Annotated in this window: 9 protein-coding genes, 1 pseudogene and 1 riboswitch; of the genes and pseudogenes, 4 read left to right on the forward strand and 6 right to left on the reverse strand. The window is 39.8% G+C overall.

The genetic code is table 11. From position 1 onward, the window contains the following. Positions 1-2 precede the first annotated feature (2 nt). On the forward strand, positions 3-1,151 hold the full coding sequence (gene wecB / locus AC0VYT_RS04125; protein WP_005015306.1) for a non-hydrolyzing UDP-N-acetylglucosamine 2-epimerase: 1,149 nt from the start codon (positions 3-5) through the stop codon (positions 1,149-1,151). On the opposite strand, the gene AC0VYT_RS04130 is transcribed toward wecB, so the two are convergent. Genes AC0VYT_RS04130 through AC0VYT_RS04150 form a run of 5 tightly spaced genes read right to left on the reverse strand, consistent with a single transcriptional unit; the run spans position 1,148 to position 6,744 of the window. After that, positions 1,148-2,023 (reverse strand): alpha-amylase family protein, encoded by an 876-nt coding sequence (locus AC0VYT_RS04130; protein ID WP_005015303.1) that lies wholly within the window; start codon positions 2,021-2,023, stop codon positions 1,148-1,150. The two genes, wecB and AC0VYT_RS04130, sit on opposite strands and share 4 nt — an antisense overlap. Then, positions 2,020-3,846 (reverse strand): hypothetical protein, encoded by a 1,827-nt coding sequence (locus tag AC0VYT_RS04135; RefSeq protein WP_005015302.1) that lies wholly within the window; start codon positions 3,844-3,846, stop codon positions 2,020-2,022. Before AC0VYT_RS04135 ends, AC0VYT_RS04130 begins: the two co-directional genes overlap by 4 nt. Beyond that, positions 3,843-5,096, reverse strand: a complete 1,254-nt coding sequence (locus AC0VYT_RS04140) for a glycosyltransferase family 2 protein (protein ID WP_005404254.1) — start codon at positions 5,094-5,096, stop codon at positions 3,843-3,845. Before AC0VYT_RS04140 ends, AC0VYT_RS04135 begins: the two co-directional genes overlap by 4 nt. Continuing rightward, positions 5,093-5,989 carry a hypothetical protein gene (locus AC0VYT_RS04145; RefSeq protein ID WP_005015293.1) on the reverse strand — a complete coding sequence of 299 codons (897 nt, stop codon included), beginning with the start codon at positions 5,987-5,989 and terminating at the stop codon, positions 5,093-5,095. The genes AC0VYT_RS04140 and AC0VYT_RS04145 overlap by 4 nt, the downstream gene beginning before the upstream one ends. Next, positions 5,986-6,744 (reverse strand): hypothetical protein, encoded by a 759-nt coding sequence (locus AC0VYT_RS04150; protein WP_005015290.1) that lies wholly within the window; start codon positions 6,742-6,744, stop codon positions 5,986-5,988. The genes AC0VYT_RS04145 and AC0VYT_RS04150 overlap by 4 nt, the downstream gene beginning before the upstream one ends. Before the next feature lie 1,029 nt (positions 6,745-7,773). Then, positions 7,774-7,889: riboswitch (guanidine-I (ykkC/yxkD leader) on the forward strand. A gap of 30 nt (positions 7,890-7,919) precedes the next feature. On the opposite strand from AC0VYT_RS04150, the gene AC0VYT_RS04155 reads away from it, so the two are divergent. Genes AC0VYT_RS04155 through uca form a run of 3 tightly spaced genes read left to right on the forward strand, consistent with a single transcriptional unit; the run spans position 7,920 to position 12,932 of the window. Continuing rightward, positions 7,920-8,657: an urea amidolyase associated protein UAAP1 gene (locus AC0VYT_RS04155; protein ID WP_005015288.1), complete on the forward strand. Its 738-nt coding sequence runs from the start codon at positions 7,920-7,922 to the stop codon at positions 8,655-8,657. Positions 8,658-8,672: 15 nt separating this feature from the next. Further along, a complete protein-coding gene (locus AC0VYT_RS04160) occupies positions 8,673-9,323 on the forward strand; it encodes an urea amidolyase associated protein UAAP2 (protein WP_005015287.1) in 651 nt (216 codons plus the stop codon). Positions 9,324-9,326: 3 nt separating this feature from the next. After that, entirely contained in the window at positions 9,327-12,932 is a 3,606-nt protein-coding gene (gene uca, locus AC0VYT_RS04165; RefSeq protein WP_005015285.1) for an urea carboxylase, read from the forward strand. A 23-nt stretch (positions 12,933-12,955) separates the two neighbouring features. Here the strand turns inward: uca and AC0VYT_RS04170 are convergent. After that, positions 12,956-14,983 (reverse strand): annotated as a pseudogene (locus AC0VYT_RS04170) (AAA family ATPase). Between the last annotated feature and the right edge of the window lie 521 nt (positions 14,984-15,504).

The raw sequence follows: 15,504 nt of genomic DNA on the forward strand, positions 1-15,504 counted from the left end.
TAATGCCAATACATATTTCTTTTATTTTCGGGACTCGCCCTGAACTGATTAAGCTGGCTCCAGTAATTTTACAAGCACGACAAGATTTCCGTTTCGAAGTAAGTGTAGTATTTACCGGGCAGCATCTGGAATTGGTACGTGATGCTATAGATTTTTTCCAGATTGAAATTGACCATCATCTACAGGTCATGCAGCCAGGCAAAAGCTTGAATATTTTATTGAGCACGGCTCTAACCGAACTGGACCGTGTCTATACCCAAATGTCAAAATGTGATGCTATTGTGGTGCAGGGCGATACGACAACAGTACTGGCTGGTGCTTTAGTCGCATTTAATTTAAATATTGGACTGGCTCATGTAGAAGCTGGTTTGCGCTCTTTCGATTTGCTGCATCCTTTTCCAGAAGAAGGAAATCGTCAGTTAGTATCTCGTCTGGCACGCTGGCATTTTGCCCCGACTGCACTTTCGGCCAGTAACTTGTTACAGGAAAATGTGCCTGAAGAACATATTTTTGTCACAGGTAATACGGTAGTAGATGCCATATACAGTGCGCGTGAGATTATGCAGGCTTCTTCACAACAATCTCAACAGCGTTTAAAAAGACTTAGCTTAAATCCGCAGGAAAAAAATAAACTGGTTCTAATTACTGCCCATCGACGTGAAAATTTTGGGCAGGGTATACAGAATATATGTCAGGCCATACATGAGCTATGTCAACGTTATCCAGAGTTGCATTTTGCCTGGCCAGTTCATCTTAATCCGCATGTGCATACAGTTGCTCATCAGGAGTTCGCTCAACATCCGCAGGTACATTTACTTAGTCCATTAGATTATCCTGACCTGCTTGCTATTTTGCAGGCCTCATATCTGATTATGACAGATTCTGGAGGGATTCAGGAGGAAAGTCCAACCTATCAAAAACCAGTTCTTATTTTACGGGATGTCACTGAACGTCCAGAAGTAGTGGAGGCTGGTTGTGGTGTTCTGGTTGGCACAGATGTGACTAAAATCGTTCAGGAATTTTCACGACTGATGGATGATCATTCATATTACCTTCAGCATGCTGAAGTTGAAAACCCATTTGGTGATGGCCGGGCATCGGGTCGCATTCTTGAGCAGATTATCAAAGATTTAAACCCTGTTTCCTCTTAAAAATTGATTTTCATCCATAAATAGAGCCATAAAACACTGGCTCTATTTAAATAGTGGGGACCATCAAAAATGAAGATTCGCTGTCCGGAATAGGCTTTAAGCTGTTTACTGATTTCCCAAGGATAGGCAGCTCTGAATGTTCCATCTTTTTTTAGTCGAAATGCCTCTAAAATAATTACCACCCGGTCTTCACCAAATTGCTCTTTTAAAGTTCCATAAATTTGTGCAGCTTCTTCAGGACTGCGCGTTCCTACACCGACGCCATCCTGGAAAAAAACTTTTGCATTGGGGGGCAGCCAGCTTTCTAACCAATATTCTAGAAATGGGGCTTCAGGTTCTGCACTATAAATACTTACCCAGACAGGTAATTTAAACTGAGCAATATATTGTCCTAGAGTATGGACACCATTCCATGTAGGGTCAGCTTCTACAGGAAAATAGTAGCTTGTGACTGGTACAGGTAATTTGGCTTGAATAATCTGCCTAGACTGCTGATAAAGCTGATCAATATTTTCACGCGCTACAGGTTCCTGAAATCTGCCGGCCAGCCCTAAAATTACATGTTTTGCCCAAGGCTGTTTGCCAATATGTTGCCAATCGGGTTGCATATCCCATGGCTGCACCGGAATTTCATTAAAAAAAGACCGTCCGTCTACAATACTCCACTGGTTAACCAGCGTATCTACACCCAAAAGCTGCCAATTACCAGAAGGCTGACTCATCTGGTCGACTTGCCAAAAAATACCCTCAATTTTAGGTGCTGCTGTATTGGCATCTGCCTGCTCCATTAATAAAGCAGAAACTATAAACACGGCCACAGGAAAACATATAAATATCAGTAAACCTACAAATGCATACTGCCTTATACTCATTCACCTGTTCCTTTGACTTTACGACGGCTTCTGCGCCATAGAATTAAAGCGATAATAATCAGTGTAATTATGGTGAGAACAATAACAAGAGTACGGGTAGAGACTTGCTCGACAACGGGCGCCTTAGCTTTATTCACCGAATTTTTACTCAAAACCGTAATCTGGCCTTGTGCTGAAACAAATAGTACTGCTGTATTGTTGGGAATGCTTTGCTGGATTATGGGCCAAAAACGGGTAAAAGTCTGTGCTCCGGCTGCACTGTCCGTATTAATCCAGAATCTGCCATCTTTCACAGAAACAATAAATCCGCCTGCCGTAGCAGGTAAGTAAAGTAGCTGGCTGTATCGCTGTAATTCATCATTAAAACGGGCTGTATTAACTAATATATTGATTTTTTTAGGCCTATTAGCATTCAGCTCAGTAATGTTTACAGGTACAGGCTGGTCGCTTAACAGCATTGTTTTCGCAACATTTGCTACAGTAATGGCCATACTGGTCGCAGCCGGATTGTTGATGGCGATCTCTGGAGTACTGGCGAAAATGGTAGAGAGATTGATTACGCCCTGTTTCATCTGATGGGGGAGGTTAACAAGTGATTTATTTGCATCAATCCATAGTGCAGTGCCCGCATTTGGCAAACAGGCTTCATTGTTTAATTGAGAGTTTATTAAAGTCATATTGTAATTGTTGACATAAGGATAATCCGCACCAACAAAATCAAAACGACGCTCAACCGGATTTGAATCCAGTTTAGCCAGACTTAAGCTGCCGGCCAAATATTCGTTTAACCAGACCTGTAAAGTTGAGCCTTGTAATAAGCCACTTTGTGCCCGAAAGGCTAATTTTCCCTTTAATACGTCTGTTGCTTCCCATACAGGCGGGAAAATTAGAGAAATATTTTTAGATGAACTGTCGAGAGCAAAATCAGAAATACCCAAGTCAGCCAGCGTCTCGAATTTGCGTATTACCGCCCATGCTGGCTCGGCAACCGGTTCGCTTAATGTAGCAGTAGTTGTATTAAGCTGCTGCAGATAATTCTGGTTTATTAAAGCATTAACTGCCATAAGCAGCTGGGATTCTGATGAGTATTCAATATTTAGCCGGGGAATCTCATTATTCTGGCTTAAACTGATTCTTGCACCTGCTAGAGGCTGTTCTACCTGTTGTATGCTAATTACAAAATCAGGTGCTTCTTGCGGGGTAGACTCAGTAACTTGCCACTGAACTGGGGTGTTAAACTTCCATGCTGTAGCCAGGCGGGCAATCATGGATGCTTCTAAACGGTTCTGGTTATTAAATTGCAGTAAAGCCTTAATTGGCGCTGTACGGCTCAGCTGTGTATTAAACAGGGCATCGGGTAGTTGATTGAGCTGTAATATGCCATGCTGAGCCTGATAGTTTAAAGTCAGTTTAGTCAGGGCTGTATAAAGATTAGTGGACTCTACACAGTAATTATTGCTGATGGGCCCGTTAACTGACGGCTTTTGTAAAAGCATGACATCGAGGCGATGAAAACCGGCAGTACTTGCAGGTAAGGTAAAGCTCAACTCACCTTTACCATTTAAACTCTGTCTATGAATCATCTGATTATCATAACGGACTACCAGCGTGCTTTCGCCCTGACTGTCAAACTGGCTATTGAACTGTATGTTTTGCCAGGTTTCACCCTTGCCCACATAAAAGAAATAAGGAGACTGGTACTGGGCAGTACGTGATATCAGGTCATCTAGCTGCCAGGTATCAGCATAGACCTGAGAGCCATATAAGGAAAGAAGGACAGAAGATAACACCGTAAAACGGGATTTTTTAAAGTGACTGATCATTTTTTTTCCTTTTTTCGCTCTGTTTTATACCAGGTTATACCTTCACCTTTAATTTTACTTTTAAGCATATCCCAAGCAGCTTTAAACACGATCAAAAGAAACACCTGTGAGTAAGTAAAGTAAGCGATGAACGCGTAAAAATAAAAACGTTTTGGAACTTCTTTTTCCAGACTTAGAGTAAACCAGATTTGTGTAAGGTAAAGAATGAATGCAAGAATAAAGAGTAAAGTAAAAGGCCCAGGTATAGTTGTGCCATCAATACCGAGCAGTCCTACGACCAGTGTCATATGGCTTAAAAATAAAGCGGGCACAAACATGATATAACACATGATATTGTTGCCAATTTCCATGCCAATCGGGAAAGGATGACGTATTGCCGTACTTAGATACTTGCGTGTGACATAAAAATTTCCTTGTGTCCAGCGGGAGCGTTGTTTAATAAAAATATTTAGATCACCCGGGTCTTGCTGCCATCCAATTGCATAAGGTACCCATTTAATGCGTTTATGGCCCAGAAAAATGCGATAACTCATTTCGGTATCATCAACCAGGGATTTTTCATCAAATCCCCCTAGAATATCCAGCGCATCACGCCAGATTACATAATTGGTTCCCATGAGGGTAGAAAGACGGAAGCGTAACCAGCGACCACCTTGAAAAATCCACTGGAAATAAATAAATTCTATGGCAATAAATGTACTTAGCGGGCTGTCTTTCCAGTTGCGGGTCCGAACTTTACCATTAACCGCAACCAGATTTGAGTCAGCCAGAAGGGTCTGAGCAATAAGTCTTACACAATCTGGTTCAGGGGTACTGTCTGCATCATAAACTGCAATCAGCTCACCATGGGCATGTTTTAGGCCATTATTCAGAGTGCGGGACTTACCTTTACCACCTTGGCCTTTAGGAACATTGATGACACGAATTACCGGGTACTCGGCTGCCATCCGGTCAGCAATTTCCTGTGTCCTGTCTTTGGAAGCGTCATTAATCAGCAGTACTTCATAGCTTTCTGGCGGGTAGTCCTGTGCTGCTAAAGCCCGCAATGTATCTTCAATAACTACTTCTTCATTGTAAGCCGGTATCAGTACACTCAGCATTGGCCAACGTTCGGGTACAGGTAAATTCGAAAGTTCCTGATTGGCCCGAATCGAATAACGCCAAGCCGAAAAACTCAGCCAAGCCCAAAAAGCTTGGGGAATCCAGATACCAATAAAGCCAACAATAAAACAGATATCAATTGTATTCATGATTTCTTGAATATCCTCCATAGCATGGTACTTACAAGGATAATCATTAATACAATAATCATGAATACAGATAACCAGGATGTGGATGTACCCCAGAAACCCAGTAATTCAGGATAATGAAGAGACAAGATCAGATGGAGCGGTAGAATCATTAGACCAGCAGCTAGCAGCATACGCCCAGCAATACTGGTATGGATCCGGTCGGGCTGACTGTAAAAGGAGACATTCAGGAATTTCCAACCAATTCCTAACACCGGATAATTAATATCTTCATTTGAAAGATTGCCTTCCGGATTTAATAAAATCCCCGTCCCATTAAAACCATATGAATTGGGATAAGCGGTATAAAATAAATGCTGTCCGCTCTGAATTGGTAAAGCAGGTAGGGGAATCTGGCCTTCGTTGGCCTGAATAATATATAACCCTTTTGGAAGAGTTTTTAATAAAGGATTCCAGCCATCATGAACATAAGCACCCATAGGCCGCAGGCCGGCACTGGTCGCTAGAGTAGCCAGGCTATTAAAACGTGATGGTTCCACGCTACTAAAGTCGAGTAAAGGTATGGCACCTCTATTTATCTGTCTTTTTAACTGGAAATAAATGAGAGGATTCATAAAATTTTCTGGAATCAATAACCCCGGTTTAATGCCCTGATCCATGATCTGTTTAAAGTTTTTTGAATGCACCTGATCAACAGTAAATACAGGCCATAATTTTCTTTCAGTAGGAAAGTGTTCTGGTATCTGATAAATACTGGAAACATTTTTGGATTCTAAAGTATTCGCAGGCCGCAACGGACAATCATAATAGGTCTGATAGTAAGATGAGAGAGTAGGATCCGGTAAGGTACTGACCGAAAGCAATAGGCCGCAAACATAGATTAATGTGCTCATTGGAGAACCTCCGAGGAGGATTCTTCTACCGTATGCGTGTTTATTGTGATTTGCATCTTAAGCAGGTCAAGTACTCTGAGCTGTTCAGCCAGTTCTTTAACCTTGCTAAAATCTCCATCTGTAATAATAATAATCCGAATAATGGAAAGTCGGGTATCTGTGAAATAAAAGTGAGGTAAAGTACGCTGGGTTTCCAGTACATCAAAAATCTTTTGCTGTACTGCTTTAAACTCGTCAACTTGCAGCATGTCACGCAATAATTCGTGATTGGTAATATCCACCCTAATTTCAGCATAATTTTGAATCATGTTAAGTGAAAGCATACGCTGAAATTGTAGATGGTTATATTGGTAGCTACCAATTGGTAAAATGCTATAGGTCAAATTTTTTCTATAAGCATCCAGTAAATTATCTGTCTCCTGATTAGTCGACATAATTTCATAATAGATACTTAGAAATAACGGGGCGATAGGTAAAATAAAAAGTTGTAGAATTTTAGTACTGGTATCAAAGTTGGTATTTTGAATATCAAATAAAAGATAAATAAAGAACAGTAGAAATATCAGTACACTAAGAATAACAGCTTGAACCAGATTAAGAAAACGTCCTAATAATAACAAGGCAATAAAAAGCGCCCAGCTACCTACTAACTCGGCACGCAACCATTCATAGCCAATTAAACCTATAAATATAACAATGATCATAGGTAAAAAGGTAATAGACTGATTTGTTCTTATAAGCCAGTTCTTCGCCATATAGTATTCATTTTTCTAAATATGTATTCATACATAGAAGTATAAATAAATAGGAATGAAATTTTAACTTTTGATAAGATAATTTAGATGTAATTAGTCACTATTTATGTAATCAATTGGTCTTAAAGAATATAAAGATCCTAATTATTTCGTTTTATTAAGCCATAATGATAAAAAATAATAATTGCTATGATTTATATATAAAAACAGTCATTAAACTTCTCGAAAAGCTAATTTTATTATTTAAAATATTGGATATAAATTAATTTATTTCAAAAATTATGTTTTATCAGGTTTTTTAAAGAGAAGTGATTAAGCCTGTAATTTCTGATCATGAGTCTGTTCTATCTGCCTGGTAACAGGCTTGATTCTTAATTTGAGAATTCTAGAGCCTGACCTATAGGAGAAAGTTGAGAGAGAAAGGTTTCTATATTAAACAGGTTTAAATTTAAATTTTGATCAAGTCATAAAGAAGCGCAAGAATCAGAGCCCAGAAAGCTATCCAGAACTCACTAAAAATATAGTTTAAAATAGGCTATCTTTCATATATTTATCGCGAGAATTTAGCGGAAAATCTGTATTTAATAAAAATTTCACTAAACCCTGTCAAGCAAATAAAGCATTTCTACATCATCTTCAGAATGCTCCCCAAAGATCTTTATTTTTATTCAAGATATATTTTACCAATTTATAAATAGAAATTATTTCTCTATCTCTACAGGCTTTAGTAATTAAACCCATTTTATCGTTGAATATTTCTAATTCAGGGCTGCTTTAAATTAATCCAGTTGATGACTCTGAGTTTTAAATACGAGTCTAAGAATTGACCCTATTAAAATGTTTGAAAAAGTGCACATACACTTATCAGCATTACAGCCTTTATCAAGCATCAACTCAAGAGTTGTTTGTATATAGTGCTCAGTAACAGTGCATCATTATCGAAACGCACTACAAGTGTTATAGAAAAGTATTACGAAATACCAAATCCGTATGATTAAGTTGGCATACCCTTTGCATTTACCTCTACAGCATAAAGTGATCTAGGGTTCCGGCAGTTATTTTTTAAAGCCTGCGTCTGAGACCGAGAGTTCACGGCTAGGTTTTCCAAAACCAAAGCTACACGGAGGGATAAAAGCCCGGGAGGTAAACCGTACAAGTTAGATGCAGAGGCTGTTATGAGCACGACTACTTATCACGAAGATTCCGCACTGTGGACTGAACTTTTAGCGGGTGGCCATCACTGGTCTGCGCGCATTCAACGTGGCGCAGTTTTACAACTCAAATCCTTGGGCGCAAATGCCAATGTTTCGCTGTTCTGTGTCAATGCAGAAGACAAGCTGGAAGCCTATAACATGCCAGATAGCTTAAAAGGGCAACATACGGCATTTTTAAGTAAAGGTCACATTTTGGCGTCTGATCTTGGACGTGCGATGGTTTCAATTGTCAAAGATGATCACGGCTGGAATGATGCCTTTTGTGCGCCTAGTACCGCCCAGCAAATTGAACAACAATTTGGGACTCAAACTTTTCAAGATGCCCGTAACGATATGTACCGTAATGGCAAAGACAGCCTACTTTTAGAGATGACCAAATTTGGTTTATCGGCAACAGACCTAAGTAATAGCTTAAACCTATTCTCAAAAGTTCAACCCGATGACAACGGTAACTTGTCTTATGTGGCATCTGACAATACTGATCAGGTGATTGAACTACGTTTTGAAATGGATTGTTTGGTGTTCTTATCGAGCGCACCACATGCCTTAGATAATTCGACTGAATACACACCTGCTGATATTCAACTGTCATTATTTAAAGCGTTGCCTTTGGGCGAAACGGATATCTGCCGTGATTCGTGCCCGCAAAATCAGCGTGCGTTCCAAAACAACAACCGTTACTACGCTTTAAGCGCTTAATTGGGGGAATACAACATGACAGCTTTAGTCCATTTAGAAAAATCTGTGTTAAGTGAAGTGTGTCCTGCTGGTGAGGCATGGATGTGCGAAGTCAAAAAAGGACAGTATTTCCGTATTGTTGATCTTGAAGGCAACCAGGCGGTGGATACCTTATTTATTTCCGCACATAACCCTGAAGAGCGCTATAGCGCAACCGATACTTTGGCAATGAACCGTCAAATTTATCTAGAAAAAGGTACAACTTTATATACCAATTTTGGCAATAAAATCGCCACTATTCATGATGACAACTGTGGTCGCCACGACACCTTAGGTGGCGCATGTTCATGTGAAAGTAATACGGTGCGTTATGCCCATGATACATATCCAATGCACAGTTGCCGTAATAATTTCATGATCGCATTGTCACAACATCCGATTGCGAAAAAGCATGGCTTAAACGTGCGTCATATCAGTCCAAACATTAACTTCTTTATGAATGTGCCGGTGACATCTGATGGTCACCTGAAATTTGATGATGGTATTTCTGCACCCGGTAAATATGTCGAAATCAAAGCAGAGATGGATTTGATTGTACTGATCTCGAATTGTCCACAACTGAATAACCCATGTAATGCCTATAACCCAACCAAAATTCAACTGATTGTCCGCGAAGGTGAGGAATAAGCCATGTTTAATAAAGTTCTCATCGCCAACCGTGGTGCTATTGCCTGCCGTGTAATTCGTACCTTAAAAAAACTCGGTATTCAATCGGTTGCAGTGTATTCAGAAGCAGACCGTGATTCACTGCATGTCACTTTAGCAGATGAAGCGGTGTATATCGGTGAAGCACCTGCCAACCAAAGCTATTTAAATGTCGATAAAATCTTAGAAGTTGCCAAGCAAACGGGCGCACAAGCGATTCATCCGGGCTATGGCTTCCTCTCTGAAAATGCGGAATTCTGTAATTTGTGTGAAGCCCAAGGCATTGTCTTTTTAGGGCCAAATGCCGACCAGATGAAAGCCTTTGGTCTTAAACATACGGCACGTGAACTCGCGATTCAAGCCAATGTACCGTTACTTCCGGGTAGTCAATTGTTGGCTGATGAAGAGGAAGCACTGCTGGAGGCTGACCGTATTGGCTATCCTGTGATGCTGAAAAGTACCGCAGGCGGTGGCGGTATCGGCATGCGCTTGGTGTGGAATGCGGAAGAACTGAAAGATGCTTATGTAACGGTGTCGTATTTAGCGCAAGCCAACTTTAAAGATGCAGGCTTATACCTAGAAAAATTCGTACAAAATGCCCGTCATATTGAAGTGCAAATTTTTGGTGATGGTAACGGCTTAGTCTTGGCACTTGGTGAGCGTGATTGTTCGGTGCAACGTCGTAACCAGAAAGTGATTGAGGAAACACCTGCGCCACATTTAAACGATACACAACGTGCCTATATCCAAAATGTCGCAATTCAATTAATGCAGTCGGTGAATTATCGCTCGGCAGGGACGGTTGAATTCGTCATGGATACCGACACACAAGAGTTTTACTTCTTGGAAGTGAATACCCGTCTACAAGTGGAACACGGTGTGACGGAACAAGTCTTTGGTGTGGACTTGGTGGAATGGATGGTCACTCTAGGCAGTGGTGATTGGGTTACACCTACATCGAAACTTGAGTCTCAAGGACATTCGATTCAAGTGCGTCTCTATGCCGAAGATCCAATCAAAAACTTCCAACCAAGTGCAGGGCTGTTAACGCATGTTGAATTTGATGCCAATGCCCGTAATGAAACGTGGGTGGAAACAGGCTCAAATGTTTCATCATTCTATGACCCGATGATTGCGAAAATCATTGTGACGGCGGAAGATCGTAGCTCAGCCATCCAAGCCATGACCGACACGCTCGCTAAAACCCAAGTAGCAGGCATTGAAACCAACCTTGAATATCTACAAAACATTATCGACTGCGATGTATTTAAAGCCGGTACGCAAACCACTCGCTTCTTAAATAGCTTTGAATGGAAAACTCAAAAGATTGAAGTCTTACAAGCCGGTATTCAAACCGCCGTGCAAGATGTGAAAGGTCGTTTAGGTTATTGGGATGTTGGTGTACCACCATCAGGTGCGATTGATCCGCTGTCTTTAAATGTCGCCAACCAACTGTTAGGTAATGCACCGAATACCGCAGGTCTGGAATGTACCTTGCAAGGACCAAGCTTAAAATTCCATTGTGACAGTCAAATCGTGCTTGCAGGTGGCGATATGCCATCGACTTTGGATGGCGTAACTGTACCAATGTGGCAAACCGTGAATGTGCGTAAAGGTCAGGTGCTGAAGTGTGGCAAGATCGCCACAGGTTGCCGTACCTATATTGGGATTAAAAGTGGTCTGAATGTCCCTGAATATTTAGGCTCACAAGCGACCTTTACTTTAGGTCAGTTTGGTGGTCATGCAGGGCGTAACTTACTGATTGGCGATATGCTTCCAATCACGGCATTTACATCAAGTGATGGCAAAGCATTAAGCGAAGATCAAATCCCTGTATTCTCAAACTCTTGGGAAATTGCGGTGATGTATGGTCCACATGGCGCACCGGATTTCTTTACTAAAAACGACATTGATACTTTCTTTGCTAACGAGTTTGAAATTCACTTTAACTCAAGCCGTACCGGTATCCGTTTGATTGGTCCAAAACCTGAATGGGCACGTGAAGATGGTGGTGAAGCCGGTCTGCATCCATCCAATATTCATGACAATGCTTATGCGATTGGTGCGATTGATTTCACTGGTGATATGCCAATTATCTTGGGCCCAGATGGTCCAAGCCTCGGTGGTTTCGTGTGTCCCGCGGTGGTGATCAATTCTGAACTGTGGAAATTGGGCCAGCTCAAAGCCGGCGATAAAGTCAAATTTGTGCCTGTGAGCTACCATCAAGCTAAATTGCTGAATGAAAAATATCATGCACAATTATCAACAAATGATACTGAAAATGTGACGTTTGATGAGTCGTTTTACCCTGAAATCAGTACGCTGAAAACCGCCATTTTAGACACTTTGAAAGGTCAAAATGGTACGCCTGATGTGGTGTATCGTCCTGCGAGCAACAACTATATGCTGGTGGAATATGGCGATCTGGTTTTAGATTTAAACCTGCGTTTCCGTATTCATGCGCTGATGCAATGGGTCAAAGAGCAAAATATCCAAGGCATTATTGACCTGACACCGGGTATTCGTTCACTGCAAATCCATTTTGATTCGACCAAGCTCGATCAAATTGATTTATTGCATATGCTTCAAGTCGCAGAAGAACAATTGCCTGATGTGACGGAAATGCAAGTGCCATCACGTACTGTGTATTTACCACTGGCTTGGGAAGATTCACAAACACAGCTTGCAACTGAGCGTTATATGCAAACCGTACGTCCAGATGCACCGTGGTGTCCGGACAATATCGAATTTATCCGCCGTATTAATGGTTTAAAAGACAAACAAGCCGTGAAAGATGTGGTGTATAACGCGAGTTATTTGGTTATGGGCTTGGGTGATGTGTATTTGGGTGCGCCTGTGGCAACACCGCTTGATCCACGTCAGCGTTTAGTCACCACCAAATATAACCCTGCACGGACTTGGACACCTGAAAATGCCGTCGGTATTGGTGGTGCGTATATGTGTGTTTACGGCATGGAAGGTCCGGGTGGCTATCAGTTTGTGGGTCGTACTTCGCAAATGTGGTCACGCTACCGTAAAAACCCTGATTTTGAACAAGATATGCCGTGGTTATTGCGCTTCTTTGACCAAATTAAGTTTTATGAAGTGTCTGAGTCCGAGTTGATGCACATGCGTGAGGACTTTAAAGCAGGGCGTTTAAAACTGCGCATTGAAGAAGGCGTACTCAACCTTAAAGAATACAACGAATTCTTAACTGAAAACCAAGAATCTATTTCAGCATTTAAAGCGGTGCAACAAGCTAATTTTGATGCAGAGCGCCGTCGCTGGCATGAAGCAGGACTGGCGGAATATGTCTCTGAAAGCCTAGATGCTGTGGATGATGGTGAAGGTGTTGAAGTGCCTGAAGGTGGTTGTGCGGTGGAATCGCATATGCCCGGTTCAATCTGGAAAATTGAATGTCAGTCAGGTGATATTGTGGAAGAAGGTGCGACGCTTGCGGTGATTGAAGCGATGAAGATCGAGATTCCAATTATTGCGCCTGAGCGTATGCGTGTCGATGCGATTACGATTGAAAAAGGGCAAACGGTGAAAACGGGGCAGGTGTTGTTTACGTTGGCGCCAGTGGCTTGATGAGATAGGAATAAAAAGACCGCTTAAGCGGTCTTTTTATTTGGTAAAGGGTTTTCAGAAATAATGTGTTCGAAAATTTTTTCACATAGTTCTTTGGCAGATTCGGTTAATTCCCATTCAACATGATCCATAACCGTTAGAACTAAGCGACAAAATTTAAGTTTTTCTTTAATAGTGCCTGATTGATCAGAAAAACATTTTTTAGGCTTGTCATCAGTGGTTCTAGGATTACCCACTCTAATTTGGTCATCAAGAATTTTACCAATACCATTTTTTGCATGAAAATAATCATGTTCTTCTATTAGAGTGACAATATCAAAACCTTCTTTGGTATCTGCTTGCATACCATCCATGGATAGATGATTGGAAAGAGCATTTCTTTTTGTCTCATCATCCTGAAAAGCACCATTTAAGCCTAAAAATTTAATACGGCAAGCATGATAAATAATGTTTGATGGCAGGGTATTTTCAGTTTCTTTACACTCTAAAAGGAAAAACTTTTCTCCTAGTTTTTCTTCTAAACTTGTAGCTCTCATGCCTTTATTTTTAGTTTTAATATCACCATCAGCTATAAGAAACACACTACTAGAAGTTAAGAGAGCATTCATACCGCAATCATCTAAATGATCAGTAAATTCGTCACTAAAATCCCAATGCGTTAAGTTGCTACCAGCATATTCTACAAATGTCTAATGGTAATTCGGCATTAATCTTTGAATATCTGATGACCTAAATTTATATAAATCTAAATTATTAGGTTTTCCTTCAACCACTAAAGTTTCTTCTTGTTTTAATACATCTAAATATTTCTGCATATATTTAGTGATATACAGTCGATCTGTAATGCCTTCCACCCAAATCGTACAGTTAGCCAAATAAATAGAAGAAGGACGTACACCTAATGAAGCAAGTAAGTCACGATCTCTGTCACAACGATGAATTTTAAAATCAAATTTACTTGGATTATCTACTTTGGGTTGCTTTACAAATTTCTGAATCATGACTTGATCAGATTCATCAGCCATATCGAGTAAGTGGTTTGAGTGCGTTGTAAAGAAATAATAATGAGGTGTTTCGTTTAGGTAGAAGTTCATCAGTTGACGAACCATACCTGCGTGCATATGCAGTTCAGGCTCTTCTATGAAGAAAGCATGTATTTCTTCTTTTTTAATAAATGCTTCGTATGTCAAAATGATTGCTTGCTGAAGACCATCGCCTAATCTATGAATTGGAAACTGATCATCTTCTCCAATTTTAATATGTACAACATCATTGACATGACCGTTATCATCTTTACCTATGAATGGAATGAGCGTGATGGGTTCATTGTCAAAAAAATACTGACTTAATTTTTCTTCATAATTTTTTATTAACTCACGCTGTTTTGGTTTACCTAACAAGTGAATTTGAAGTTCATGGTATAAGCATTCACCTGTAATAATATTTTTAGAATCAAATTTGTCTTTATTTGGGAAATAATCTTTTTGAGCACGTTCTATATAAGGTTGTTTATTCTCTTGCTCGGTAACAGGGCGCATTCCACGTAAAATAGGGATATAAAATTTATTGTTAAAGGAATTTATTGTTAAAAAATTCCTATTTTCTCTAGAGTAAATAGATGAAATTTCTGAAAACCGAGTCGCATTTCCTGTTATATGGAACTTTGAGATTTCTTTTAAATGAGTATCTAAAATATTTTTAAATTGGTTTTTAGAAGCTACAGATTTTTCATTGATAAGGAGATTAACTTTATCTAAAAAAGAGTCTTTTAAATTTCCTCCATAACTATTTTGAAATCCAAAATTTCTAGGGTAAACATCAATTGCTTTTTCCTTTAAGCTTTCTAAGTAGGGTGTAGGGTCTATATAATTAATATCAGAGAATTCTAAGGGAGTTGCAAATATTGACCTAAGAAATCGACTTTTTCCCGCATTATTTTTACCAATAAAAAAGTTAAGGCGTTTTATTTCTATGATTTGATCATAGTCAGCTACATTGTCAGAACGATAAGTTTCTAAGTTTTCAGCCCAATAATATAATTTTTCTGTCATAAAAATGCCCCAAATATGGGAGCTAATTTAGCAGTAATTCCTTACTTTTCAAATGAGTTATGAAATAGTGAGTGATTCAAATCTTGCTGTCTTTATTTTAGAAGTATACCACTTAGATAAATAACGGCCTGAATCACTCAGCCACACTTTGATGCACACTCGAACCCCAATGGTGCAAAATGAGCTATTTTTTAGGCATACTTAAAAAATAAATCATTCTTGTTTTGCCTCTATTTACGTATGTAATTAATTTCCCACGCATTATGCTTAACTCTATTCTATTTTTATATTGTGGCACGCTTAATGCATTTATTTATATACAACATAAATAGAGGAGAGCAATACACTTGATCACTCATAATCACCAACATCGGTTAACCATTCATGTATAAAAAGAATAGCAAGGACATGAGCAATCAAAATGGAATAAACCGGTGAAATACAAAACTTACTTTTGCTTTAGAACAAGCCCCATTTCAATGTTATGGGGCTTTTTTTCGCCCTTTTAAGCAAGTTTATTT

The sequence above is a fragment of the Acinetobacter sp. QJM3NY_42 genome (genome assembly GCF_056173745.1).